20 protein-coding genes, 1 tRNA gene and 1 pseudogene are annotated in these 26,226 nt (G+C 65.2%); 5 read left to right on the forward strand and 17 right to left on the reverse strand.

Annotated features, from left to right (window positions below; translation table 11 throughout):
- Nucleotides 1-114 precede the first annotated feature (114 nt).
- Genes C8J45_RS12820 through fabG form a run of 3 tightly spaced genes read right to left on the reverse strand, consistent with a single transcriptional unit; the run spans nucleotide 115 to nucleotide 3,566 of the window.
- Nucleotides 115-918, reverse strand: a complete 804-nt coding sequence (locus C8J45_RS12820; protein ID WP_107963569.1) for an SDR family NAD(P)-dependent oxidoreductase — start codon at nucleotides 916-918, stop codon at nucleotides 115-117.
- A 28-nt stretch (nucleotides 919-946) separates the two neighbouring features.
- Nucleotides 947-2,782 carry a glycoside hydrolase family 15 protein gene (locus C8J45_RS12825; protein WP_107963570.1) on the reverse strand — a complete coding sequence of 612 codons (1,836 nt, stop codon included), beginning with the start codon at nucleotides 2,780-2,782 and terminating at the stop codon, nucleotides 947-949.
- The gene (gene fabG, locus C8J45_RS12830) at nucleotides 2,775-3,566 is read right to left on the reverse strand and encodes a 3-oxoacyl-ACP reductase FabG (RefSeq protein WP_107963571.1); all 792 of its coding nucleotides are present in this window, start codon (nucleotides 3,564-3,566) and stop codon (nucleotides 2,775-2,777) included. The genes C8J45_RS12825 and fabG overlap by 8 nt, the downstream gene beginning before the upstream one ends.
- A gap of 170 nt (nucleotides 3,567-3,736) precedes the next feature.
- Between fabG and C8J45_RS12835 the strand changes: the two genes are divergently transcribed.
- Nucleotides 3,737-5,884, forward strand: coding sequence for a catalase (locus C8J45_RS12835; protein WP_107963572.1), 2,148 nt, complete (start codon nucleotides 3,737-3,739; stop codon nucleotides 5,882-5,884).
- Nucleotides 5,885-5,931: 47 nt separating this feature from the next.
- Nucleotides 5,932-6,297 (forward strand): annotated as a pseudogene (locus C8J45_RS19750) (glycosyltransferase); the annotation flags it as partial.
- Nucleotides 6,298-6,807: 510 nt separating this feature from the next.
- Here the strand turns inward: C8J45_RS19750 and C8J45_RS12845 are convergent.
- The 3 genes from C8J45_RS12845 to C8J45_RS12855 are packed head-to-tail and all read right to left on the reverse strand — an operon-like array spanning nucleotide 6,808 to nucleotide 9,336.
- Nucleotides 6,808-7,398, reverse strand: coding sequence for an SAM-dependent methyltransferase (locus C8J45_RS12845; protein WP_107963574.1), 591 nt, complete (start codon nucleotides 7,396-7,398; stop codon nucleotides 6,808-6,810).
- Nucleotides 7,388-8,140, reverse strand: coding sequence for a PIG-L deacetylase family protein (locus C8J45_RS12850; protein ID WP_107963575.1), 753 nt, complete (start codon nucleotides 8,138-8,140; stop codon nucleotides 7,388-7,390). The genes C8J45_RS12845 and C8J45_RS12850 overlap by 11 nt, the downstream gene beginning before the upstream one ends.
- The gene (locus C8J45_RS12855; RefSeq protein ID WP_107963576.1) at nucleotides 8,131-9,336 is read right to left on the reverse strand and encodes an acyl-CoA dehydrogenase; all 1,206 of its coding nucleotides are present in this window, start codon (nucleotides 9,334-9,336) and stop codon (nucleotides 8,131-8,133) included. The genes C8J45_RS12850 and C8J45_RS12855 overlap by 10 nt, the downstream gene beginning before the upstream one ends.
- Nucleotides 9,337-9,419: 83 nt before the next feature.
- On the opposite strand from C8J45_RS12855, the gene C8J45_RS19270 reads away from it, so the two are divergent.
- On the forward strand, nucleotides 9,420-9,572 hold the full coding sequence (locus tag C8J45_RS19270) for a hypothetical protein (protein ID WP_156348872.1): 153 nt from the start codon (nucleotides 9,420-9,422) through the stop codon (nucleotides 9,570-9,572).
- 8 nt (nucleotides 9,573-9,580) lie between these two features.
- Here C8J45_RS19270 and C8J45_RS12860 read toward each other — a convergent pair whose 3' ends face one another.
- Complete coding sequence (locus tag C8J45_RS12860) at nucleotides 9,581-9,847, reverse strand: hypothetical protein (RefSeq protein ID WP_107963577.1); 267 nt, start codon at nucleotides 9,845-9,847, stop codon at nucleotides 9,581-9,583.
- A gap of 144 nt (nucleotides 9,848-9,991) precedes the next feature.
- Between C8J45_RS12860 and C8J45_RS12865 the strand changes: the two genes are divergently transcribed.
- Nucleotides 9,992-10,081, forward strand: a tRNA-Ser gene (locus C8J45_RS12865).
- 31 nt (nucleotides 10,082-10,112) lie between these two features.
- Here the strand turns inward: C8J45_RS12865 and C8J45_RS12870 are convergent.
- From C8J45_RS12870 to C8J45_RS12885, 4 genes are read right to left on the reverse strand one after another with little or no spacing between them, the layout of a single operon-like run.
- Nucleotides 10,113-10,544 carry a DUF1178 family protein gene (locus tag C8J45_RS12870; protein WP_107963578.1) on the reverse strand — a complete coding sequence of 144 codons (432 nt, stop codon included), beginning with the start codon at nucleotides 10,542-10,544 and terminating at the stop codon, nucleotides 10,113-10,115.
- Nucleotides 10,541-11,368, reverse strand: coding sequence for a carbon-nitrogen hydrolase family protein (locus tag C8J45_RS12875; protein WP_107963579.1), 828 nt, complete (start codon nucleotides 11,366-11,368; stop codon nucleotides 10,541-10,543). Before C8J45_RS12875 ends, C8J45_RS12870 begins: the two co-directional genes overlap by 4 nt.
- Nucleotides 11,368-11,622, reverse strand: coding sequence for a glutaredoxin 3 (grxC, locus tag C8J45_RS12880; protein WP_056063132.1), 255 nt, complete (start codon nucleotides 11,620-11,622; stop codon nucleotides 11,368-11,370). Before grxC ends, C8J45_RS12875 begins: the two co-directional genes overlap by 1 nt.
- Nucleotides 11,623-11,653: 31 nt before the next feature.
- Nucleotides 11,654-12,379 (reverse strand): ComF family protein, encoded by a 726-nt coding sequence (locus tag C8J45_RS12885; protein WP_374956445.1) that lies wholly within the window; start codon nucleotides 12,377-12,379, stop codon nucleotides 11,654-11,656.
- 35 nt (nucleotides 12,380-12,414) lie between these two features.
- Between C8J45_RS12885 and C8J45_RS12890 the strand changes: the two genes are divergently transcribed.
- A complete protein-coding gene (locus tag C8J45_RS12890; RefSeq protein ID WP_374956446.1) occupies nucleotides 12,415-13,305 on the forward strand; it encodes a class I SAM-dependent methyltransferase in 891 nt (296 codons plus the stop codon).
- Here the strand turns inward: C8J45_RS12890 and C8J45_RS12895 are convergent.
- The 6 genes from C8J45_RS12895 to C8J45_RS12920 form a co-directional block, all read right to left on the reverse strand.
- Complete coding sequence (locus C8J45_RS12895) at nucleotides 13,302-13,694, reverse strand: response regulator (protein WP_107963580.1); 393 nt, start codon at nucleotides 13,692-13,694, stop codon at nucleotides 13,302-13,304. The two genes, C8J45_RS12890 and C8J45_RS12895, sit on opposite strands and share 4 nt — an antisense overlap.
- A 64-nt stretch (nucleotides 13,695-13,758) precedes the next feature.
- Nucleotides 13,759-16,227 (reverse strand): ATP-binding protein, encoded by a 2,469-nt coding sequence (locus tag C8J45_RS12900; protein WP_107963581.1) that lies wholly within the window; start codon nucleotides 16,225-16,227, stop codon nucleotides 13,759-13,761.
- A 5-nt stretch (nucleotides 16,228-16,232) separates the two neighbouring features.
- Entirely contained in the window at nucleotides 16,233-17,585 is a 1,353-nt protein-coding gene (locus tag C8J45_RS12905) for an EAL domain-containing protein (RefSeq protein WP_107963582.1), read from the reverse strand.
- 530 nt (nucleotides 17,586-18,115) lie between these two features.
- On the reverse strand, nucleotides 18,116-19,597 hold the full coding sequence (locus C8J45_RS12910) for an NAD(P)/FAD-dependent oxidoreductase (protein ID WP_107963583.1): 1,482 nt from the start codon (nucleotides 19,595-19,597) through the stop codon (nucleotides 18,116-18,118).
- Nucleotides 19,598-19,666: 69 nt separating this feature from the next.
- Complete coding sequence (locus C8J45_RS12915; protein ID WP_107963584.1) at nucleotides 19,667-23,935, reverse strand: translocation/assembly module TamB domain-containing protein; 4,269 nt, start codon at nucleotides 23,933-23,935, stop codon at nucleotides 19,667-19,669.
- On the reverse strand, nucleotides 23,935-26,145 hold the full coding sequence (locus C8J45_RS12920; RefSeq protein WP_258191444.1) for an autotransporter assembly complex family protein: 2,211 nt from the start codon (nucleotides 26,143-26,145) through the stop codon (nucleotides 23,935-23,937). The genes C8J45_RS12915 and C8J45_RS12920 overlap by 1 nt, the downstream gene beginning before the upstream one ends.
- Nucleotides 26,146-26,226: the final 81 nt, after the last annotated feature.

The following is a 26,226-nucleotide window of genomic DNA, read 5'->3' on the forward strand; positions in this document are numbered from 1 at the left end:
TTCGTCATCCCCGCGAAGGCGGGGATCCATACTGGCTAGCGGTACTGCGAGATCGCCGAAGTCCGAGAGTATGGATCCCCGCCTGCGCGGGGATGACAATGATTAAAAGGCGGGTCACCCCGCGACGGTCATCACCGAACCAGAATCGACCCGAATATCCGCACCGTTGATGAAACTGGCCCGTTCCGAGCACAGGAACACGATCGCCGACGCGACCTCCTCCGCCGTCCCGCGACGCTTCAAGGTCATCCCTGGGCGCTCTTCCTCGAGAAACGTCTCGATCGCCTCGTCGAAGCTCGTGCCCTTCTCGTCGGCGCGCTTCTGCATCATCTTGTCGGTCATCGGCGTGGCGATGAACGCGGGCGACACGGTGTTCACCAGCACATTGTCACACCCGTAAGCCTTCGACAGCCCCTTCGACAGGCTGGAAATACCCGCCTTCGACGCGCAATAGGCGAGTTCGTCGACATAGGGCTGCACCGCATCCTCCGAGCTCATCAGCACGATACGACCCCATTTCGCGGCGCGCATCGCCGGGATCGCCTCGCGGCAGACGCGGACGGCGCCCATCAGGTTGATGTCGATCGTTGACTGCCAGCCTTCATCATCAACTTCAAGGAAGTCGCCGGTCGCGCCGGTCACGCCTGCGCAGTTGACCAGGATGTCCGGATCGCCGAGCTGTTCGCGGACCTTGGCGAACAAGGCCTTCACGTCGTCGAGCTTGGTTAGGTCCGCCTCGACCGCGATCACTTCGCCGTGCGCCTCGAGGTCTTCGGCACTGGCGTCTAGGTCGCCGCCGGGTTGATCGGTGATCGCGACGCGGACGCCTTCCTGGAGCAGCATCCGGGCGGTTTCCTTGCCCATGCCGCTGTCCGCGCCGGTGATGAGCGCGATCTTGCCTGTGATATCGAGGTTCATGCTGTCGTCCTTACGTCAGTGAAAAAGGTCATGCCCATTCCCGCGGCCCGTCGCTGTCGAGCGCGCGGTCGAGGTAGAAGGCCGCGCTGATCAGCGCCAAATGGCTGAAGCCTTGCGGGAAATTGCCGAGGAAGCTGCCGTCCTGCGCTATCTCCTCGGCGAACAGGCCGAGATGATTGCCGTGCGCGAGCAGCTTCTCGAAGTTCAGCCGTGCCTCGTCGAGCCGCCCTGCCCGCGCCAGGCATTCGACGTACCAGAACGAGCAGGCGACGAACGTCCCCTCCTGCCCCGGCAAGCCATCATCGATCCGGTAGCGATAGACCTGCCCGTCGTCGGACAGGTCGTTCCCGATCGCCTCCAGCGTCGCGAGCCACTTGGGATCGGTCGCGCCGACGAAGCGGACCAGCGGCATCATCAGCAGCGCGCCGTCGACCGCCAGATCCTCCGGCGCATCGCCGATCGCGCGGACGAAGCGGCCAAGATCGTTGTTCCAGAAATTCGCCCAGATATCGTCGTGGATCGCCGTCCGCGTCTCGGACCAGCGGACCAGCGGCGCGGGCAGCGAACGCTTCTGCGCGAGTCGCACCGCGCGGTCGACCGCGACCCAGCTCATCAACCGCGAGTGGAGATAATGCTTGTTCGGCCCGCGGACCTCCCAGATCCCTGAGTCCGGCGTGTCCCACGTCTCGCAGACCTGATCGACGATCCGCGAGATCGCGACCCACGAGTCGTGCGCGATCGGCTCGCCGTATTTGCTGCCGAGATAGGTCGCGTCGAGCAGCGCGCCGTAGATGTCGTGCTGGGTCTGGTCCTTCGCCTCGTTGCCGACGACGATCGGGGTCGCGCCCTCGAACCCAGCAAGGTCGAGCTTGCGTTCGTCGGCGATCTCGCCGCCGTCGAGCGCATACATGACGCCAAGATGGCCTTTCGAACACGCCTGCGCGCGGTCCATCGCCCAGTGGAGGAAGCCGACCGCTTCGCATTGGTAGCCGAGCCGGAGCAGCGCGTAGACGGTGAACGAGGAGTCGCGGATCCACGTCGCGCGGTAATCCCAATTGCGGACGCCGCCATGCGCTTCGGGAAGGCCGAAGGTGGCGGCGGCGGCGATCGAGCCGTGCTTTCGCGAGGTCAGCAACTTCAGTGCCATCGCCGAGCGCTCGACCGTCTCGCGCCAGCGGCCGCGGTAGCGCGACTTGCGGCTCCATGCGCGCCAATAGGCGATGTCCTTCTCTACGATCGCATCGAGCGCTTCGGTATCGAGCGAAACGTCGTCGGGGTTGCTGAGGATCAGCGAGACGGTGTCGCCTTCGTTGAGATGGATCTCGGCAGTCAGGTCGCAGCCGTCCGCGACGAGCGTCGCGGCACCGTGAACTGCGAGCGCTAGGCCGCTCTCGTGATCGAACCGTCCGCGCGACACGTCCGCATCGGTCGTCGTGACGGAGGCTGTGCGGCCCATCACGCCATAGTCGAACCGCGGGGCGCACCGGACGCGGACCGTCGCCGATCCGCGCGTGCACGTCAGCCGACGGACCAGCCGCGACGGCGCGTCGTCCTTGTCGTTGCCGACCGGCATGAGGTCGACCAGATCGACGCTCGCTGCGTTGGCCATCCAGCGGGTCAGCAGGATGTTGGTCTCGGGCAGGTACATCTGGACGATGTTCGCGTCGGGCAGATCGGGCTCGACCGCGAAATGCCCGCCCTTGTCGCCATCCAGCAACCGCGCGAAGACCGACGCGCTGTCGAGGCCCGGCCAGCAGAGATAATCGATCGTCCCGGCCGTATCGACCAGCGCGATCGTCTCCAGATTACCGATCGCGCCGTGATCCGCGATCGATATGCCGAGCTTATCCCCAAGCTCACCCATTATCGCGGAAGCCGGGATACAGGCTCATGCCGCCATCGATGGTGAGCGTCGATCCGACGATATAGTCCGCCGCGTCCGACACGAGGAACAGCGCCGCCCGCGCGACGTCCTCGGGGTCGCCGATCCGGCCGTAGGGGATTAGTTCGAGCAGCTTGTCCTGGTCGGCGGTCGCGTCCTCGTTGATTTCGGTCGCGATCGCGCCGGGGGCTATGCCGTTCACGCGGATGCGGTCGCCGGCGATTTCCTGCGCGAGCGTGCGCATCAGCATCGCGCTGCCGCCCTTTGACGCAGCGTAGTTCGCATGGCCTGCCCAGGGAATGACCTCGTGCACCGAACTCATGAACAGGATCTTCCCGATCGAGCGGCTGAATCCGCGGTCGCCCTGCTTGCGGAAGCGCCTAACAGCCTCGCGCGAGACGAGGAACTGGCCGGTCAGGTTGACGTCGATGACGCGCTTCCAGTCCTCCAGCGTCAGGTCGGCATAGGCCGCATCCTTCTGCATGCCGGCGTTGGCGAAGACGATGTCGACGCTGCCGAAGCGCTCGACCGTCTCGTCGAACAATTTCAGCACCGCCGCCTCGTCCGACGTATCCGCCTCGCAGGCGAACGCTTCGCCGCCCGCCTGCTCGATCGCCTCGACTACCTCGCGCGCCTTGTCCGCGCTGCTATTGTAGTTGACCGCGACCTTCGCGCCGGCCTTGGCAAAGGCGATGGCAGAGGCGCGGCCGAGCCCTGAGCTCGCGCCGGTAACGATCGCGGCCTGGCCTGTCAGGTCGATGTGCATGGCTGGTCTTTCGCTGGGGATTATCGCGGCTTAACGCGCGCCCTCCGGCATTTCTCCCTGCTCACGCCCTCCCCCCGCAATCTTGCTGATCTGCGTTAAGTCCTCGTTTCCGGTGCAACTCTTCGCCCGCCCCGCGCGCTGTGGGTCCTGAGAAGCTACGAGGACGGCACATGACCAAGACGATCGCCAAGGATACCGGCACGCCCCCGCGGGGCGCCAAATTCGAAACGCAGATCGGCGAAGGCGGCGAACTGCACCAGGTCGCGAGCGGCGACGGCGACGTGCTGACGACGCAGCAGGGCATCCCGGTATTCGACGACCAGAATTCGCTCAAGGTCGGCGATCGCGGGCCGACGCTGCTCGAGGATTTCCACTTCCGCGAGAAGATCTTCCACTTCGATCATGAGCGTATCCCCGAGCGCGTAGTCCACGCCCGCGGTTACGGCGCGCACGGCACGTTCACGCTGACCGAGAGCCTCGAGGAATTCACCAGCGCCGGCATCCTGACCGAAGTCGGCGAGCAGACCCCGATGTTCCTGCGTTTCTCGACGGTCGCGGGCAACAAGGGCTCGGCCGATCTCGCGCGTGATGTGCGTGGCTTCGCAGTGAAGTTCTACACCAAGGAAGGCAATTGGGACGTCGTCGGGAACAACATCCCGGTGTTCTTCATCCAGGACGCGATCAAGTTCCCCGACCTGATCCATGCCGCCAAGCAGGAGCCCGACCGCGGCTTCCCGCAGGCGCAGACCGCGCATGACAATTTCTGGGACTTCATCAGCCTGACCCCGGAATCGATGCACATGGTCATGTGGATCATGTCCGACCGTACGATCCCGCGCGGCTTCCGCTTCGTCGAGGGTTTCGGCGTGCACACGTTCCGCCTCGTCAATGCCGAGGGCAAGGGCACCTACGTCAAGTTTCACTTCAAGCCGAAGCTGGGCCTCCAGTCGGTCGCGTGGAACGAGGCGGTCAAGATCAATGGTGCCGATCCCGACTTCCATCGTCGCGACCTCTGGGACTCGATCGACCAGGGTAACTTCCCCGAGTGGGATATGGGCGTGCAACTGTTCGACGACGAGTTCGCCGACAATTTCGAGTTCGACGTGCTCGACGCGACCAAGGTCATTCCCGAGGAGCAGATCCCGGTCCGCATCATCGGCAGCTTCAAGCTCGATCGTCTGGTCGACAATTTCTTCGCCGATACCGAGCAGGTCGCGTTCTGCACGCAGAACATCGTGCCGGGGATCGGCTTCACCAACGATCCGCTGTTGCAGGGCCGCAACTTCTCGTATCTCGATACGCAGCTGAAGCGCCTCGGCAGCCCCAACTTCACGCATATCCCGATCAATGCGCCGAAGATCCCGGTGAACAATTGCCAGCAGGACGGCCACATGGCGATGCATGCCCGCAAGGGTCGTGCGAACTATGAGCCGAACAGCTGGGCCGGCACTCCGCGCGAAAGCCCAACGAAGGGCTACAAACACTTCCCGTCGCAGGAGACGGGACGCAAGGCGCAGGTGCGCTCGGTGACGTTCGCCGATCACTACAGCCAGGCGCGGCAGTTCTTCATCAGTCAGACCGAGATCGAGAAGAAGCACATCGGCGATGCGTTGACGTTCGAGCTGTCGAAAGTCGAGCGGGTCGACATCCGCGAGTTGATGGTCGGGCATTTGCTCAACATCGACGAGAAGCTCGCGAAGACGGTTGCCACCGGTCTCGGGCTCAAGGCCATGCCGCCAAAGGCCAAGGCTGCGGTCGAAACGCGGACCGACCTGCCCGCTTCGGACGCGCTCAGCATCCTAAAGAACACCAGCGGCAGCTTCGAGGGTCGCAAGCTCGGCATTCTCGTCACCGATAGTGCTCCGGCAGCGATCGTGCAGGCCCTGGTCGACGGGATCGTCGCGGCGAAGGCCACGTACGAGATCATCGCACCGAAGGTTGCCGGTGCGACGCTCGACGACGGTACGCTCGCGGAAGGCAAGCAGAAGATCGATGGCGCGCCATCGGTACTCTACGATGCCGTCGCGATCGTGGTGTCGGCGGACGGGGCCAAGAAGCTCGGCAAGGACAAGACTGCCAAGGACTTCGTCAGCGACGCGTTCGGGCATGCCAAGTTCATCGGTTTCAATGCCGAGTCGAAGCCGTTCCTCGAAAAGGCCGGCATCGAGGACGAAGACATGGATGACGGCGTGATCGCGCTGGGCGGCAAGGGCGATGTCGACGCGTTCCTCAAGACGCTCGGCAAGCTCCGCATCTGGGACCGCGAACTGAACGGCGACCTCGACGCGCCAGCGTTCGAAAACCCCGAGGCGGCTTGATCGCTTCGTTCAAACCCGGGTCGTCGCCACCGTACGCTCAGCGTGCGGTGGCTATCGCCATTCCGGTCAAGAACGAAGACCAGTATTTGTCTGGCTGCCTCGACGCGCTGGATCGCGCGGCGGGGCGGTATGGCGGCAAGGTCGTTATCGTCGCGATGGCGAACGACTGCACCGATGGTACGATCGATATCCTGACGAACTGGCGGCCGGCGCATGCGACCCTCGCATGGTCGGCCGTTTCGCTTTTGCCGGGTGCGCGGCACGCCGGCTGGGCACGCCGCCTTGCGCTGGACGCCGGCGCCGCGCTGCTCACGCATCACACCGATCTTCTGTTGTCGACCGATGCGGACACAAACGTGGCTGCGGACTGGATCGTGCGGATCGTTGCGCATGTCGACGCGGGTAACGACGCCGTGGCCGGTCGCGCGCTGACGCTGCGGTCCGATCGTGCGAGCCTTGGCGCGGTGGCACGGCGGAGGCTCGATCAGCTCGGGCGCTATTATACCGCGCTCGATTATCTTCGCGCGCGCGCCGAGACCGAACAGCATGATCCTTGGCCACGCCATTTCTATGAAGGGGGCGCGAGTATCGCGGTGACGCACGCCATGTACCGCCGGATCGGTGGGGCCCCTACCCCGCCCGTTGCCGAAGACCGCGCACTGTTCGATCGGATCCGGGCACATGGCGCGCAGGTTCGGCACCCGCTCGACGTCCGTGTCTTCACGTCGTGCAGAATTTCGGGACGAGCGCCGGGTGGCATGGCGGACGCGGTCGCGCGGTGGATCGACCAGCCGATCGATGCGCCGCTGCACGAGACCTATGCGGTGACGGCGGCGCTCGATCCCGCCTCCGCGAACCCGAGCGACCAGCTCAGCTTCGCGACGTTGCCCGCCGCGATCCGCGAGGCGCAGACGCTGATCCGCCTAACCCGCGTCTTCCAGTCGCCAGAGGTCGAGCCGATACGCTTCGTGCCGATCGCTGCGAACGACCGTGACGCGGTCACCGAGCGCGGCGTGCAGTTCGGCAACGGCATCGTCCCCGCTTTTGGGATAGTCGGTCTCGCCGATCCAGTGGACCAGCATCACATACCCGCCTGACGCCGCCGCCGTGCGGACGTACGCGGCCAGCCGGACGATGTCGGCGCTGTCCCAGTAATAGACCACCTCCGACAGCAGGATCAGGTCGAAGATGCCTGCGGGAGCGTCTTCGGGGAGTCGGCGTTGCTCGATGCCAATATGCGGCTGGTCCGCACACCGTGCCCGCGCCGCCGCGACCGCGGTTTCCGACACGTCGAGCGCCAGCAGCGCGTCGCAGCGTGCCCCAAGCCGCGCGGTCAGGACGCCGTTGGCGCAGCCGACCTCCAACGCGCTCTCGAACCGCTCCTTCGGCAACGCGGCCAATGTGTCGTCATACTTCGCCGCCTCGTACGCGCTGGTCTCGAACTCCCACGGGTCGCCCTTGTCCTTGTAGAGCGCCTCGAAATATTCGGGCTCGATCGAGTGTTCACGGCGCATCGCGGGTCTCCAGCAACAAGGTGTTCGGCCGGTCCATCAGCCGCATCATCGCGTTGGGCAGCCGGAAGTTCTCGCGCGCGCCGACGATCCGCCCGCCGCGCTGGCTGCGATGACACGCCATCGCGCGACGCTGTCTGGAACGACCGGACGCCGTGACGATCGACAGCACGCGAGCGCCGCGCAGGCGCTCGGTCAAATCGGGGACGGTCCAGCCCCAGACGAGATACTGCCAGAGACGGCAATGCGCGCGCCGTGCCACCGCCTCAGCGAGTGCGGCGGCGGCCTCGTGGTCGCAATGCGGTTCACCCGACCATGTAACCGCGATCTGGTGGACACCGCGAGCGCTGCACCACGCGGCCAGTCGGTCGACGGTGCGTTCGAACAGCGGATCGCCCTTCGAAGCCGGCGACGCGTCCGGCCAATCGAGATAGAGCGCGTCCTGCTCGCCTCCCAATGCCTTCAACGCCGCCTGCGCCTCGCCGCGCCTCAGCCCCGCGATCCGCTTTCCACTCCAACCCGGTGCATCCGGATGCGAACCCGAGCCATCGGTCAGGAACGCGGTGTGCAACCGGCCGCCTGCCGCGGTTACCGAGGCAATGAACGCGCCGCAGCCGAGCGTCTCGTCATCGGGATGCGGCGCCAGCACGAGCCATGGCCCCTGCCCCGCCGCCGTTCTGGCCGACATTCGAAGTGCGCGCCGCGTGAGGTTGCTCCAGGCCTTGCCGCCCGGCGCTACCACCACCGATCGTCGCCCCAGCAATCATCCTCCAGCCACGCCGCCGCCGCCCGGTCGCGCGCCTGATCCGGGACCGGCTGGCGCAGGTATAGTCCGAGATCGCGCGTGATCCGGTCGATCCGGCTGGCCGCGAAGAACGACGCGGTGCCGACCGAGCGCGCCGCCGCCTCCATCGTCTTCAGGCCCGCCTCCTCGACGATACCCCGCGTCATCAGCACGAAAGGGATCGCCTCCGCCGCCTGCGTCTCCGCAAGGTGTGCGGCGCGGCGAACCCACAGCCCTGCACTGCGCGTTTCGGTCAGACACGTCGCGAACCGCGCGCGCTGGATCGCGTCGTCGCCCTTGCCGGTCGCGACGAGGTGATCGCGCAAATGCCGAACCAGCGCTTCGATTGCGCCGAGCTGTACCGCGGTGAACCGCCACGCGCCGGCACTGAACCGCGGTTCGGTCTCATATACGTCGGGCGCACCGATCATCCCCTCGGGACCGATCGGCATGCCAGAGAAATCGAAGAGCCCGCTGCACGTCCCGCGCATGCCGCGGACCTGCCACCCGCTATTGTCGGCGCGTGCGGTTTCGCCCGCGATCGGCACGAGCACGAGTTGCTTGCCGCCGGTCGCATCGCGCGCGGTCACGAGGATGCGGTCGAGATGCCCTGCCCCCGTCGCAAAACTCTTGCGGCCGTCGAGCACCCAGCGGCCGGGCGCGGACTGCCGGATCGAGAGGCCGGGCGTGGGCTCGGTATTCCAGACGCCGAACACGCGACCGGCTGCCAGATCGTCCGCCAAGGCCGCACGCTGTGCGTCGTCGCCATAAGCGGAAACAAGCTGGGCCGCATTCACATGCCCCTCGAATACGCGGCCCAGACTCAGGTCCGCGCCGCCGATCGCCCGCAGCACGTCGACTAGCGCATCGGTCCGGGCCGGCGTCGATACGTCAATGAATTCGGCCAGCGCCCCCGCTTCGTGCAGCGCGGCAACGCGGTCCGCCGGAAACGACTCCTCGCCGTTGCTGCGATCCCAGTCCGCCGCGAGCGCGCGAACGCTTTCCAGAACGGTCCAACCCTTTGGATGAACGGGCGATTGTGCCGGCGATAGTCTGGTCAGTGGATCGATCCCCGCGCGCTGCGGACCGTGCGATACGGCCGCTGTGCGACTAGAACGCCGGACCGCCACGAGCGTTGCGTGAATCGCCTTCGACAATGGTTAACCGCATCCGAATCCGTCCCGAACCTTTGGTTAACGCTTGCCCGGCATAACGGCGCAATCGGAAGGGACACGGATCGATGGCACACAAACAGGATATCTTCGCGCTGGTCGGCAAGCGGATGTGCGCGTCGCCGAGCCATCACGATCTGACCGCGAGCTACGATCGGCCGCAGATCGCCGACCTCATCCGCAGGATCGACCGCGCGCTGCTGGATCGCCGCGCCGCCTGATCATCGCTTCAGTCGTCGGATCGTTCGGCGAAACCGATCGCCGCGGCATAGGCTTCGGCGGCGCGGATCTCGCGCACATCCTTGAACGCGACATGCGGCGCGGGCGCGACACCGGTCGCACGCAGAACCGCCCAGAGCGCAAACCGCCGCCCCGCCTCCCGCTCGGTCCCGAACGCGATCGACACGCGCTCGCGTCCCGCCTCCAGCGCCTCGGGGCTGAGCGTATCGATGTCGGTCGTGCCGAAGAAATGCTGCGAGATCGCGTCGAGGTCCATGGACCGCGCCTAGCCGACGCTCCGCCTCCTGCGCAATCGCATGCGCGCACGCGTCCACACATACCAGATCGGCACATCGCGGTGGTTGCGATCGCGACGCTCTCCGCTTAGACGCCGTCGTCCCGGCTCGCCGGGTCACGGCGTGGAAGAGTGTCCGAGTGGTTTAAGGAACTGGTCTTGAAAACCAGCGATGGGGTAACTCATCCGTGGGTTCGAATCCCACCTCTTCCGCCACGTGCCGCCGGAAATCGGGCCTGAAAGTGGCTCAGTTGGTCTTTTCGGGCGGAACGACGGGTAGCGGCAGCGGCGCGACCGGCACGCCCTCGTCGACCAATGCCTTCGCTTCGGCGAGACTGGCCTGACCGTGGATCGTGGCCTGCTTCTCCTCGCCGAGATGCATCGCGCGCGCACGGTCGGCGAAGGCAGAGCCGACCCATTCCGACGATTCGAGCGCTTTTGCCTGGCGCGCGGCAAGCGTCTTCATCGCAGCCTTCAGCGCCTCCGGGCTCGGCGGAGAGGGCTTCGAGTTGCTCTTCGACGGAATTGCGGGCGCCATGACCGCCTTGGACACATCGCCATCGTTGCAGACCGGGCATTGCACCTGCCCTGCCTTGCGCTGGCTTTCATACGCGTCGCTAGATCCGAACCACGCCTCGAACACGTGCCCGCCGCCGCATTTGAGGTCGAAGACGATCACGATAGGGTCGTGACGACGGGGATCGAGCGACGATGGGCGATCACCGGAATGCGCGAACGGACCTGCTCGACGCGAGCGGGATCGATCTCGGCGAAGGCCAGCCCGGCCGTCTCGCCCATGTCGAGGATCACGTCGCCCCACGGATCGACGACCAGCGAATGGCCATAGGTCTCGCGTCCGTCCGCATGAATGCCCGTCTGCGCGGCTGCGACGACGTATGCGCCCGCCTCGATCGCCCGCGCGCGCAGCAGGACATGCCAATGCGCGGCGCCAGTCGGACGCGTGAAGGCAGCCGGAACCGAGAGGATCGTCGCGCCTGCATCGCTGAGCGCACGATAAAGGTCCGCGAACCGCACATCGTAGCAGATCGACGGACCGAGGCGTCCCGCCGGCGTATCGACGACGATCGCCGCGTCGCCACCGGCGTAGGCGGCGGACTCACGCCAGCTTTCGCCGGTCGGGAGATCGACGTCGAACAGATGGATCTTGTCATAGCGCGCGCGGATGGTCCCGGCCGCATCGATGACGAACCCGCGATTGGCAAACTTGCCGTCAAGCCGCCGCACGGCAAGCGAGCCCAGGTGAACCCAGATCCCGGCTTCGGCGGCCGCGGCACGCACGGCGGCGAGTACCGGGTCCGAATCCTCGGCGACGATGCAAGATGCGCCACGAGACCGATCGCGATCGATCAGCCCAGACATTTCAGGCGTGAACAGGACCGACGCGTCGGCCTTTCCTGCGTCACGGATCGCTTCGACCAGCGTCGCGGCGTTGACGGCGGGATCGATCCCGCTCGTCATCTGGAGGACGCCGATCTTCGCCATCAGGCGAGGAGTGCGTCGAGGCCGCCCTTCGCGTCGAGCGCGGCCAGATCGTCCGATCCGCCGATATGCTTCCCGTCGATGAAGACCTGCGGCATGGTCATGCGACCGCCCGACCGCTCGACCATCTCGGCCTTTTTCGGGCCACCCATCGTGACGTCGAACTGCTCGGGCTCGACCCCCTTCGATGCGAGGAGCTTCAGCGCGCGCGTGCAATACGGACAGAACGCCTTGGTGTAGATTTCGACTTTAGCCATGAGGCGGAAATGTGATCTCACCCTGCGCTTGTCAATCGTCGGCGGCGGACGAAAGAACGCGTGCCCAGCACAATATGACGACGGACCGCGCGCCTGCGTTGAGCAGCACGCGCGTGCACGCATCGGCAGTCGCGCCACTGGTGTAGACGTCGTCGACCAGCGCGATCGTCCTGCCGCGTATGCGCGCCTTGTCCGAGGCAACGAACGCGCCCGCGACCGCCTTGCTACGCTGCTTCCCGCCAAGTCCGCGCAGCGGCATGGTGCGTCGGCTGCGGACCAGGACCTCGCGATCATGCGCGACACCCGACAGTTCGGCGACGGCATCCGCAATCAGCGCCGCCTGGTTGAAGCCGCGCGACCAGAGCCGCCAGCGATGCAGCGGCACGGGTATCAGCAGGTCGATCTCGGCCGGCAGCAATCGCCGCATCTGCCGCGCCATCGTCTCGGCAAACGCGATCCGACCACCGTCTTTCAGGCGCAGCGCCAGATCGCGCGCGACGGGGCCGTAGGCGACGGCGGCAAGGACTCCGGCATGACGCGGCGGGGCGACGAGACAGAGTGCGCACAGCGCCTCCAATCCGCGATCGAACGCGAACGGCCGGTTGCACCCGGCACACCAGGGTGGGCCCAGGAACCGGAGGCTCGTCCAGCATGGCGCGCAGAACCGGTGATCCTCGGCGACGGGCACGCCGCATCCCGGACACCGTGGCGGCAGGGCGATCGCGGCGATGAGACGAAACGGTTCGAGTATCCTCACGCCGCCTCTTCCCCCTTTGGGTTGCCACACGGACCTTGTCGTGGAAGCGAGACCGCGTCACAAGCGCGACCGTGTCCGAAACCGCTCCCGAAATCTTCGATCGCACCGTGCGTCGCCTGCGTCGCGACCGCGCCGCGCCTCACTATGCCGAGCATGATTTCCTGCGCGCGACGATGTTGGACGGCATTGCCGAACGGCTCGATGCGGTCACGCGCGATTTCACCGACATCCTCGATCTCGGCTGTTTCGACGGCGCGTTCGCCGCCGCGCCGGGTGCGCGAATAGCCCGCTGCGACGCTGGGTTCGCATTTGCCGCGCGGTCCGCCGGCGTACAGGCCGATGAAGATCGCCTGCCGTTTGCGGACGCCTCGTTCGATCTGGTGGTGAGCGCGGGCGTTCTCGATCAGGTCAACGACCTTCCCGGCGCGCTGTCCCTGATCCGCCGGGTCCTGCGTCCCGACGGCTTGTTCCTCGGCGCGTTCGTCGGCGCAGGCAGCTTGCCCGCACTCCGGAGCGCGCTGCGGGTGGCCGAGAGCGATCGCCCCGCCGCGCGGCTGCATCCACAGATCGACGTGCGATCGGCGGGCGACCTTCTGATGCGTGCAGGGTTCGCGTTGTCCGTTGCCGATGTCGAGACGCTCGACGTCGGCTATCGCGATCTCGGCCGGCTGTTCGGCGATCTGCGCGGGATGGCGGCCAGCAACGTGCTCGCCCAGCGCCAGCCTTTGGTGTCGGGCACCGTCGCAAGGACGATCGCCGCCTTTGCAGAGGCCGCAGACGATCGCGGCCGGACGCATGAGAAATTCCAGATCGCCTTCCTGACGGGCTGGTCGCCAGATCCGTCCCAGCCGAAACCGGCGCGGCGCGGCAGCGCGACCGCATCGCTCGGCGACGCCCTGGGGCGCAAACCGGGCGCGACAGCCTAGCCGATCATGCCTTCGCCCTCGACGTCGCGCGCGAGAACCGTACCCATCGCCTCGAACAGCGCATCCATCGCGACGGGCTTGAAGATCACGTCGTCCGCGCCCGCCGCCAAACAGCGCGTCCGCAAATCGGGCGCGATATCCGCCGTCACGACGATGATAGGGACCCGGCCCTTGGCATCGCCCCGTGCGCGAATATGCTCGATTGCGGTGATGCCATCCATGCCGGGCATGCGAAGATCGACGAGTATGATCGCGAACTCCTGCTCGTCGATGATCTCCAGGCCGCGCTCCGCGCTCTCGGCTTCGACCATCGTGGCGCCTGCGACATCGAGCATGTCTTTGACAACCCGCCGATTCATCCGGTCATCCTCGATGAACAGGACGTTCACGACCGCGTCCGTATCAAATCAACGAGCAGGGAGAAGATGGTCGTCATGGTGCTGCATCTACGCGTCATGCAGCACGGGGCACAAGGTCGGGAATTACGTTGTTTATTGAAACTGACCTTGCGAACATCGCGTCGATCAGCGCACCGCCGCTGACCGGCTTGGCGACGACACGCGTGACACCTGTCGCGATCAGCTCCTCGCGTTCCGGCTCGGCAGCCACCGGCCAGAGCAACGTCGTCTCCGCACCCGTAGCATCGGCGGCCTGAGCGACTCTCGACAACCCCGCATGCGGCGATCCACCGACCCGAACCGTCGCATCGTCGATCAGGACACGCGCCACGCCACCGGCAGCGAGACGCGCGACCGCCTCGTCGACCGAGGTTGCGAAGACCACCGGACTTCCGTGCGGCGCCAGCAACGCCTTGAACATGCTTCGTGTGATAGGATTATGGTCGACGACGAGCGTGGCCGGGCAGGTATCGGCCGCGACGGCGAACTCGGCCGTCGGCTCGGCGCGAACCAGTGGCAGGACGAGCGTAAACGTCGCGCCTTCCCCCATGACGCTGGTCACGGACACGTCGCCGCCCATCGCGCGTGCGAGATTGCGGCAGATCGAAAGGCCGAGACCGGTTCCCCCGAACTGCCGGGTCGTGCCGGCATCCGCCTGGCGAAACGATTCGAATATTTCTTCGTACTTCTCCGCCGCGATGCCGATGCCCGAGTCGGACACGGCGACCCTCAGCTGGTCGTCCTCGCCGACATCGATCGTCAGAGCGACCTTTCCTGACTTGGTGAACTTGAGCGCATTGGAAAGGAGGTTGAAGACGATCTGGCGCACCCGGACGGCATCGCCGACGATCATCGCAGGACAGCCCCCGAGATCGACCACGAACGACAAGCCCTTGGCGCGCGCCTGCTCCTCCCACATCCGCGTTGCGTCGGTCACCGTTGCGCAGATGTCGAACGGCACCGCCTCGATCGTCAGGTTGCCCGTCTCCATCTTGGCGACGTCGAGGATGTCGTTGACCAGCGCGCGCATCGTTACGCCAGCCCCGTAGACCACGCCAATCCGGTCACGCATGTCCGGCGAGAGTTTCGGATCGGCGAGCATCACCTGGGTCATGCCGAGGATTCCGTTCAACGGCGTCCGGATTTCGTGGCTGGTGGTCGCCAGGAACTCCGTCTTGGCGGCGAGAGCCTTCCCCAGAGCACCATTCGTCACCGCCAGATCGTCGTTTGCGGCGCGAACCTGATCGCGACTGCGGCGGATCGTGAAAAGGCCGATCGCCAGGAGCCCGATGACGACGGCGACCGCCAAGGCCGCGCCGATAAAGACATACCGCTCGGTCTGCGCACGCGCCCGCTCGAAGGCGATGCTGCGCTGAAGTTCGGTCGCCTTGAGTTTACTAATCTTAAGTTCTTGGTTCGCAAAGTCGAACCGCGCCGCCATCAGCGCGGTCTTGGTACTCGTAGCAAGCTTTGTCGCATCATCGTCAAGTCTCTTCAGTGCCTGGAGATGCACGAGCGCCAACTTGGTATCACCGGTTGCCACGAAGATGTTGTAGGCGGTCTGGTGAAAGTCTCGATACGAGATGCCGGTGACTTTTGGGTCTACGCCGACCAGTGCTTCCGCAATCAAACGCTTGGCGCGATCCAAGTCACCGTGCTGCAACGCCGATTGCGCCGCAGTAGCCATCAAGCGTCCAAACAGACTCTCATCTGCCGGATCGGCCACGGCGCGCCCCTGCGCAATCGCCCTGTCGGCGAGTGCCAGATTGCCCATGTCGAGCTGAACGCGTGCAAGGTTCATGTAAATTTGTTCGAGCAGATTTCTGCTGCCGAGCTTTTTCGCCAACTCGAGCGCGGTCTTCAGTTGCGCTTCGGCCTGTGGATATTTTGCCGCTTCGGCTAGAACCAAGGCACGATTGTTATAAATCGAAACCGATAGATTGATGTCGGACTCGTAGATATCGAGCGCCTGAAGATAGTATTTTTCGGCGTTCTCGGGATCTTTCGCCTGAGTGTAGAGCAGTGCGATGAACACCAATGTTCGAGCTTGGCCGCGGGGATCGTTCAACGCACGATAGATCCCGAACGCGCGTTGGTAGTCGACCAAGGCGTTACCGACCCTCCCCTCATAGCTATCGACCCAGCCAAGCGATATCAGCAGATCCGCATGCAGCTTCGACCTGGGTTGAAGACGCGCAACCGCTTCGATCGCTTGCCGAATCGGCCCGCTTGCTTTGTCGGGATGGTTCGTTCGAAGATAGGCTTCGCCCTGCAACCACTGTGCTCTGGCAACAGCGACACCGCGGGACCGACGTTCCGGGATTTGCGCACCGTATCGCTCCGCGACGATCGCCTTGGTCAGCGCCTTCGCTGGATCGATCAGCATGGTAGCGTTTGCGTCGGCTACCGTGGTTTCGAAATTGCCCGCCGCGGTATCCTCAGACTGCGCTGCTGCAACTGATGGCACCAGCGCGACCGCGAGCAACAGCACGACGGCGGCCTCCAATGCAACTCGGATACGCATCCGCGTCAGCCACGCTTCCAGACGGTCGCCAACCGACTGAACGGTGCCCGCAGGTCCGCGGCCATGGCTTGATACTTTCCGTCTTCCATGAAGTGGATGAGCGCATCGAGGTTGATCGGGCGGCTGATGAGGAAGCCCTGGATCATATCGCACCCCATCACGGACAGCAGCGCCATCGCCGCCTGAGTTTCCACCCCCTCGGCGACCACTTCCATCTCGAGTGCATGAGCGAGATCGATCGTCGATCGTACGATCAGCGGGTCGCGGTTCGAGCTCGTCAATTGCGTCACGAACAGCTTGTCGATCTTCAACTCGCGTGCAGGCAATTGCTTGAGATACGCGAGCGATGACAACCCGGCGCCGTAATCGTCGATAGCGATGACGATGCCGATCTCGGCGAAGACCTTCAGATTGGCGATCGCACTGTCTGGATCGCGGATGACCGATGTCTCGGTAATCTCGAACCCAAGACGCGCGCCGCTGGCCTCGACCAACGCGCAGGCGCGGCGGACGAAGCACGTATCGGCCAGCAGGACGCCTGCGATGTTGATGAATATCCGCAGGTCGTGGCCATGGTCGGCGAGCGTCTTCTGATCCTTGATCGACTGCCGAATGGTCCAGAGCGTCAGCGCGACGATATCCCGCGATTCCTCGGCCAGCGGAATGAAATCGCCGGGCAACACCAGTCCGCGCGTCGGATGGTTCCACCGAACCAGCGCCTCGACGCTGGTAATCTCCTGGCGCCGAAGGTGAACCTTCGGCTGATACTGGAGGAACAGTTCCTCTCTCTCGATCGCCTTCGTCAGATCTTCCGCAAGTTCGGCGCGATCGATCGCGGCAGTATTGCCCGTCGCGTCCCGCGCGATCGGCGAACGCTCGGTCCGCGCCTCGGACAGCGCGAATTCAGCCTCCTCGATCAGATGAACTTCGTCGCGATGCCCTGCCGCTGCGGCACCACCGAGGCGGATCTGAATCGTATGCGATTCGCCGTCGATATCGAACGCCCGTTCGAACGCCACTTCCAACGCAGCGATCGACACGTCCAATGCCAGCCGTGCCTCACATTCGAAAGCCACTTCGGCGACATCGCGGCCTGCTATCACGACCCTGGCATCAGGCAGCGCTTCGCTGATGCGCGCAGCCACATCGACGATCAGCGAATCCACTCTTGGTCGGCCGAGATGACGTCGCAGAACGCCGAAATTGGCGATCTCCGCGAGAATCAAAAAGCGCCAGCCCGTTTGAGACAATTGGGAAATAGCATCGCGCGACGACGCCGTAAGCGAACCCGGGTCGATCGGTCCCCGACCACCCCGTGCCGTGCCATGCTCGAACTGCGCGTGCGATATTTCCCTCATGCGTACCGAGGTACCCGCAACGCATAAACATACCCTTAAGTGCGTAATTCACGAGCACGCGCGAAGATGGTTAACGGATTACAAACGATATTGTTTAATGACCTGTTAACCGATATGAAGTGGAGGCGCCCAATAGGGTGTCAATAAGGGAGCATAAAAATGCTGAAGCTCATCATCTCGTTCATCTACGAAGGCATTCGCCCCTGGTGAATGTGTTTCGTCGGCCCGAAGATCGCTAATCCGCTGAATAAGAGCGGGTTTCGGTAGTCGGGCCGACACTTCAGGGATGATGGCATTGCTGATCGTCAGTAATGTCTGAAATTTAGAGCGGTCACTCCCGACAAGCCGCTCGATGTACTAGGCCTCTCCTTCCCTATTAATCTATGTTAGACGGAAAGTCTTAAGATAAGATTTTGATGACGTTTCACTCTCGTGATCATGGAAGTCGTCGCGCTGCGGCCGACAATAGATTTTCAGTCGACGTAGATCTCGAACCGCTTAAGCGATAATGTTGAGACGCTGCCGCTAGGTCAGCCTGCCCCCACCGGATGTCGAGTTTCAAGACGCACGGGGTTCGACAACCGCATGGCGTCGTCGATCGATCCGAACTTGAGCGCCAGGATATCCAACGCGTAATTCTGGTTCAACTTCCAGGGCTTGCGCTCACCTTGAGTTGGCAGCGCAGCCGCGGCGCGCTGCACGTAGCCGGAGGTGAAGTCGAGGAACGATTCGCTCTTCATCGTCGGGTCGTCATTATGCGGCGTCGCCTCGCGCAATCCGCGCTTCTTCATCGTGTTGAGCAACCGGCACATGTAGATCGCGGTCAGGTCCGCCTTCAGCGTCCACGACGCGTTGGTGTAGCCGAAGGTCGAGGACAGGTTGGGCACGCCGTCGAACATCATGCCCTTGTACTGGAGCCGCCCGGCGAGTTCGATCGGCTTGCCGTCGAGGCTGAACGCGACTCCGCTCATCAATTGCAGTTCGAGGCCCGTTGCGGTGACGATCACGTCGGCGGCCAGGTCCTTGCCCGAATCGAGGTGGATGCCCCCGGGCATGATTCGCGTGATCGTGTCGGTGACGATCGAGGCGGTGCCGGCGTTGATCGCGGTGAACAGGTCACCGTCGGGCACCAAGCAGACGCGCTGGTCCCACGGGTTGTAGCGCGGGGTGAAGTGCGTCGCGACGTCGTAATCGGGACCGAGGTGATCGCGCACCATGCCGATCATCCGCTCCTTCACGACCGCAGGCTTCTTCCGCGCCATCCGGTAGAAGAACATGCCCATCAGCACGTTCTTCCACCGCGTGATGCCGTACGCAGCCTTTGCCGGCAGCTTGCCACGCAGCCAGTTCGCCACACCGTCCTCGCCGGGACGCGCGACGATGTAGGTCGGCGAGCGCTGGAGCATCGTCACGTGTGCGGCGGTCTTCGCCATCGTCGGCACCAAGGTCACTGCAGTTGCGCCGCTGCCGATCACGACGACTCGCTTGCCGCTATAGTCGAGGTCCTCCGGCCAGAATTGCGGGTGGACGATCTGCCCAGCAAAGCTCTTCGCGCCCTCGAACTCGGGCGAATAGGCCTTGGCGTAATTGTAATAGCCCGCGCACATCGAGAGGAAGTTGCAGGTCAACGTTACCGGGCCGTCGGGGCCGGTTGCTTCGACGGTCCAGCGCGCATCCTCGGTCGACCATGCCGCGGACTTCACGTGATGGCCGTAGCGGATCTTGCGGTCGATGCCGTACGCCTGCGCCGTTTCCTCGACATAGGCGCGGATCGAGGGGCCGTCGGCGATCGATTTGGCCGCCGTCCAGGGGTGGAAGACGAATCCCAGCGTGTGCATGTCCGAGTCGGAGCGGATGCCGGGATAACGGAACAGGTCCCACGTCCCGCCCATCGACTGCCGCCCCTCGAGGATCATGTAGGTCCGGTCGGGGCAGCGCGTCTGGAGGTGGTAGCCGGTGCCGATCCCGGAAATGCCGGCGCCCACTACGATCACGTCGACATGTTCGGTCATGCTGCATCCTCACGCCCCGGCGTTACGCCGTAGGTTTCATAACCGAACCTATCCAGTTGTGATCTTTACTCAATAGTCCTTCGTATATTTCACGCTCGCGCTCTGCCCGCCGCTCGATCCCGCGGCGGACAGCAGGCTTAGCGCCTTGGTCAGCGCGATCTCGAGCTGCGTCGAGGTAAAGCCCTTCGCGTCGGTCACGATCTCCACATAGATGTTCTTCGTGATGTACTTGCCCGCAGCAAGGCTGGTGCCACGCCCGGTCGCCTGGTCGGCGCCGAGCACGCGCAACCGGTCGAACCCGGTTGCCGAGCGCAGCTTGCCGAGCGGGTTCAGACCACCGCCGCCCGACCCACGCAACGAGTTCAGCGCGGACGCCAGCTGGATCGCCTCGGTCGCCGAAAGGTTGGCCGGGCTCGACCCGAACAACAGGCGGCTGAGCACCTCGTCCTGCGGCAGTACCGGGGTCGACGTGAACGCGATCTGCGGCTTCTGGCCGGTCCCGGTGACGTTGATGACGACGGTGATGTCGCTGGTGGTCGTGGTCGCCTGGATGTTGATATCGGGATCGGTCAGCGCGCCGCCACGGAAGCGGATCTGGCCCTTGTTCACCTCGAACCGCTTGCCCGAGAACGAATAGGTGCCGCGGACCACGTCCATGCCGCCGGTGACGATCGGTGCGGCGGAGGTGCCGCCGATGTGCATGTCCATCTCCCACTCGGATTCGAGGCCCATGCCCGAGACGAACAGCTGGTTCGGCGCACGGACGCGGAGGTCGAGCTTGAACTTGCCGATCGCAGGCACGTCCGAGCGATCGGTCGAGACCGGTGTCCGGATGTCGCTCTTGCGACGCACGCCGGTCAGTTCCGGAACCTCGGCTTGGCCCTGGCGAATGATCTGGTAGCGCGCCTCGGGGATCTGGAGATCGCCCTGGATCAGGCCACCATTGCGTCCGTTGGTGAGGTGGACCGTGCCCGTCGTGGTCGCGCTGATCGCGTCGCTCTTGGCGAGCTGCGCATTGTTCAGCGTCGCGCGGATGTCGATCGGGAAGCCGCTATCCGCCGCGAACCCGATCGTGCCCTGTGCCTGCACGGTGCCGTCGCCGGCCTTCGCGGTCAGCTGCGTCAGTTGCAGATCGGTGTTCGAGAACCGCCCAGCGATCCGCATCTGCGACAGGCGCGTGCCATAGGTCTCGTTGTCATAGGTCAGGTTATCAGCGCGGACGACGCCGTTCAGCTGCGGCGCGGCCAGCCGCCCGGAGAAGTCCGCGGCGACCGCGATCGGCCCCGACAATTGCTGGTTCGGGATCGCGGCAAAGCTGAACAGTACCGCGGACGGGCCGTTATAGCGGATCCCACCCGACAGCGGCGCGGCCATCAGGCGCGTGCTCCACGAACCGTTGCCCGCCGGCAGCGGCCGCAGGTTGGCGACCATGCGGCCGATGACCGACGTCCCGCGACGCACCAGCGCACGACCGGTCGCGCCCTCGCCGCCGAGCGTCCCGGCGAACACGATGTCGACGGGATCGGAGACTGCTGCAAGACCCGAGCGCGTGAAGTTGGTGACGGTCACGCGAGCGTCCGCGGTCGGCAGTGCGGCCGAGTTCGCCTGCGAGAAGTCGAGGCTGCCGGTCGCCTTGCCACCGATCCCGAGGTTCGGGACCAGAGCCGACAATGTCGACAGGTCAAGGCGATCGAGCCGGACCTGTGCGTTTGTGCCGCGGCCGTAGCTGCCCGCCAGGCGCGCGGAGCCACCGCCTGCGCCACCGAAGTCGATCCGGGTCGGCGACAGGCGATATTCGCCCTTCACCGCCTGGACGCGCGCCGGGTTGACGGTGCGGAAGTCGATGCCGTTGGCTTGGCCCTGTGCGGCTACGAGGTAGTTGTTGGGGCTGAGCTTGGCGTTGACGGCGAGGCGGAACGGGACGCCGTTCGAGCCGGTCAGCAGCGCCTGCGCAGTGCCGTTGCCACCGACATAGTTCACCTTCGCACGTGCCGCGGAGAGTACGATCGCACCATAGCGCATGTCCGCGACCTGCGCGTCGGCGACGATCTGCGGTGTCGGCGTCATGACCGCGGTGGCGTTGACGATCGCGCGGCCGATCGTGAAGTCGACCATGCCGGGGATCTTAGCGCCGTTCGCACGGGCCGCGACATCGGCGCGCTGGTAGCCGCCCTGATTGGCAAGGCGGACGTTGCCTGACAGGCCCTGCCCGGCGAACTGGAGCGCGCCCACGAACGGACCGGCCGCAGTCTGGACGATTCGGCCGCTGCCGACGATCCCGGCGAACACCACGCGGCGGACGTCGACCGCGAGTTGCGCGCCCGGCTTGACCAGCACGTCGGCAGTGAATGGGCCGTAGTTGGTGCCGCCGCTCGCGGTGACGGCATAGGCGCCGCCACGGCCAACGATCCGCGCGTTGAGGTTGACGAGCCCGACGCCGACACCCGGACGCGGTGCACGCAGGACGACGACGGGGGCCGTCGCGCTGCCCGTGACGCGGGCGGACAAGGGGCCGTACGCGGTCGAATACGCGTCGGCATTCACCAGCACGGCACCGGTGGCCGGATCGAACCGGCCTTCGCCGCTGGTCACGCGGAACTGTGGCGCGTTCATCTGGAGATTGCGGAAGGTGACGATGCCTTCGGGGCTGTAGCCGACGTCCGAGCGGACGATCGCGTTGCCGCCGAGGAAGCTGCGCGCGCCCTCATTGAAGATCTGCGAGGTCTGCGCGACGACGCGGCCGGTGATCCCGAAGCCGCCCTTGGGCCCCGGTACCAGTTTCGCGTCGGTCGTCAGGTTGACGATGCCAATGCCGTCGACGCGGTAATTGTTGATCCGCCCCTTGAGCGCGCCGGTGTAGCGCCCGGTCGCCATGTTCGCGACGACCACCGCGGTCGCATCGATCTTGTCCGAGCGAATCTTGAGGTTGTCCGAGAGGACGTTGACGCCCGAGATCGCAAAGTCGCCGTCGATCGCGACGTTGGTGGCGAGCCCGCCGACGGCGGCATTGAGCCCCGTCACGCGACGCGCGCGCGCCTTGATCGGTACGAGGATACGGTCCGAGTTCACGCGTGCGAGACCCTCGGCGTAGAGGTTCTCGACGCCCATGTCGCCGAACGCGATCGTTGCCGCGCGAACCTTGTAGTCGACCGTCGGCGTCGCGAACGCGCCGTCGAGGACGACGCGTGCCGTGACATCACGACCGCGCAGGTTCGGCAGGATTGCGCCCGGGGTCAGCAGCTTCGCGTTGACCGCGAAATTGCCGAAACGGCTGTTGGCGAGATCGATCAGACCACCGGCGTCGACCGCGAGCGCGTCCGACTTCAGCGTCATCCGCGTATCGGCCTTGCGGTCGTTGAGCGTGGTGTCGATCGCGACGTCGAGCTGCGGCGCGGTCAGGCGCTCGACCGGACCTTCGAGATACAGGCCGGGCCGCGTCGAACCGCGCACTTCGATATGACCGTTCTTCGCGGTCAGCCCGAGATTGGCGAGTTGCCCGCTGCCGAGCGTTGCGACCGCGCGCCCCTGCCACGAGGCCCAGCTGCCGCGACCATCGACGGTCGCGGTCAACGGTGCCTTGAACGACCCCATCGTCGACACGACGCCGCCGACCGGTGCGGTCAGCTTCAAATTGACGTTGAGCTTGTTCTGCTCGGGCACCGCGTCGAGCTTGAGCACGAGGCGGTCGCCACCGGCGATGCCAGGGCCGGTCAGCGCGGTCGCGTTGGTGGTCAGCTGCGCGCGCTTGTCGGCGATGTGCACCGCGCCGTCGACCTTGACGATATGCGTCTGGCCGGTGACCGGCTTGGCGATCAGGAAGCGATCAATCACGAGTCGGTTCACGTCGATGTCGAGATCGGGGAGCAGCGGCGCGTTCGGATCGGTCGGCGTCGCGTTGAGCACCGGGCGGCGCTGCAACGTGACCAGCGGCGTGGTCAGCGAGCGCACGTCGACATGGTTCTTGGCGAACGCGAACGGACGCCAGTCGACGGCAAGCTTCGGGCTGGTCAGGAACACGCCCTTGGGATCGGACACGCGCACGTCGCTGAGCGTCATCGCGCCGTAGATCGAGCCGTCGATCCGGCCGACCTTGATGTTCAGCCCCGATGCGGTCGTGTAGCCGCCGATCTGGTCGGCGACGAGGCGCCTGCCCGGATCGGTGTTGATCCCGAACAACACGATCAGGACGAGCGCGACGAGGCCGACGACGAGGATCGCCAGCCATTTCAGGATGCGCTGCCACAGGGGGCGCCGTTCTACGATCACCGTTTCGGTCTGCTCGAACTGGTCCCGCTCAGCAGGGCCCTGTTCAACAGGTGGAGTGCCGTTTTCGGCCATCAGAATGCCTGCCCGATCGAGATATAGAGGGCGATCTTGCCGTCGCCCTCGCGTGGGTTCAGCGGCGTCGCGACATCGAAACGCATCGGGCCGAAGCTGGTATAGAAGCGCCCGCCGATGCCCGCGCCGTAGCGCAGGGACGACAGGTTCGGGGTGCTGCTCTCATAGCTGTTGCCGGCGTCGATGAACGGCACGATGCCGAAATCGCCAAACCGGTAGCGGGCCTCGAGCGCGAATTCGTTGAGCGAGCGCCCGCCGACCGGATCGCCGTTGGGATCGAACGGCCCGAGGCGCTGATAGCCATAGCCGCGCACCGATCCGCCGCCGCCGCCGTAATAGCGCCGCGATGGGGCGAGGTCGTCGCGGGAGACGCCCTGGATAGAGCCGGCCTTGGCGCGGCCGGCGATGACGATGCTGCTGGAGACGGGGTAGTAGAACGTCCCCTCGATCATCGTCCGGATGTACGGCTTGACCGAGCCCTGGACCGAGGTCTCGGGGCTGAGGTTGAGCGTCAGGCGATAGCCCTTGGTCGGATTGAGCAGGCTGTCCGAGCGATCGAACTTCACCTGGCCCGGCAGCGCGACGATACCGTAGGTCCGGCGGACGTTCCTGCCCTGCCCGAAATCATAGACGCTCTCGTTCGTGCCGACGAGTTCGCCACCATAATAATAGGTCAGCGGCTTCTGCCAGATCGGCGTGGAATCGTAGCTCCAGCGGACGCCGACGCTGGTCGTGAACGCGTCATAGGCGTCGTAATTCGAATGGTTCGCGCCCGCGGTCAGGCTGAACGTGCGATCGCGGCGGCCTGCGTTGGCGCGGCGGAACGTGCCCGACACGCCCTGCTCCTGCGTACCGGCGATCACCGATCCGATCAGCGCGCCCTCGTACGGAAACAGGTTGCGGTGCTGCCACGTACCCTCCGCGCGGAAGCCCTGCCCAGTCGAGAACCCGACATTGCCGCCGAGCGAGCGCGGCTTGCCCTCGCTCTGGCGGACCAGCAGGTCGACCTGCTCGGTGCCGTCGGGGTTGATCGTCCCGGTGCGGACCGGCTCGACCGACACCGTCGAGAACAGCGACGTCGCGACCAGCGCATCGCGCAGGTCGTCGGTCATCCGGTTGTCGTAGAGTTCGCCCGACTTGAACCGCGGGAACAGGTTCAGATGCTCCAGGTTGAAGACCGGATCGCCCTCGGTGCGAAGCTGCCCGAACGACGAGCGCGGGCCGGTATCGACGGGCAGCGTGTACGCGCCGGTCGGAGTCTGATCGTCGAGCAGGATATCGCGCTCGCCGACCTTGACGAACGGATAACCCTGCTGCGGCAGCGTCAGGCTGACATTCGCCTCCGCGCCCTGGATCCGCGCGGCCTCGATCGGATCGCCGACCTTCAGCGGCAATTGCGTACGGACGAGATCGGGGGGCGTCGTCGCGTCCGCCTTCACGGTGATCGACGACAGCGAATAGAGCCGGCCGGGTTGCGCGCTGACGGTCGCCTTCAGCCGCGTGGGCTTGGTCTGGTCGGCGTCGGGGATCGTCTCGATCGTCGAGATCGCGGTCGCATCGTAATAGCCGAGCGACTTCAGCAGCCGCACCGCCAGCGCCTCGTCCTCACGCGCACGCGCTGCGACCTGCGTGGCGTTCGCCGCCTTGCCCTTGCCCTCGGCGAGCGCGGACAGCGCCTTGTATTCACCCTCGAGCCCGTCGCCCGCCTTGTCGAGACCCTTGGTCGCGGTCTCGTAGCGGATGTCGGGCGCGTCCTTGTCCTTGATATCCGCCGCGGTCTGGAGCGGGGTCGTGTCGAAGCTCGACAGCGGCGTCAGCGGTTGCGCGAGTTGCGGATCGCTCGGGCCGGTCGGCGGCAGGACGTCGCCGGCCAGCGTCGTGGCGGGGGTCGTCGCGGTAGCAGGCATCGCCGGTGTCTGGGCGGGTGTTTGCGTCGACGTAGCAGGCAGCGGCGCCATCGCCTCCAACGGCGCATTCAGGTCACCGCTTAACGGCGGCAACGCGCCGTCGAACTCGGCGTCCGGCACGATCGGAGCGTCGGAACGCGGATCGTTCGACCGCGGCTGATCGCTTGGCTTGGGCGCGTCGGGGCCCTTGGCCGGGGCGGTGCCCGGCTTCACCAACTGCGCGGAACCGACGCCCGCGAATCCCGTTGTCGACGCTACCAACGCCAGAGCGAGCCAATAATGCCGGCTGTTAGAAGCTGTCACACGATCCCCTTTACAGGCAGCGATCGTGCTCGATTCACCCCCATCTTCGTCCACGTAACGCACATAGGACGGCTTGGTTTC

Source organism: Sphingomonas sp. PP-CE-3G-477 (genome assembly GCF_003050745.1).
In the GTDB taxonomy this organism is placed as follows: domain Bacteria; phylum Pseudomonadota; class Alphaproteobacteria; order Sphingomonadales; family Sphingomonadaceae; genus Sphingomonas.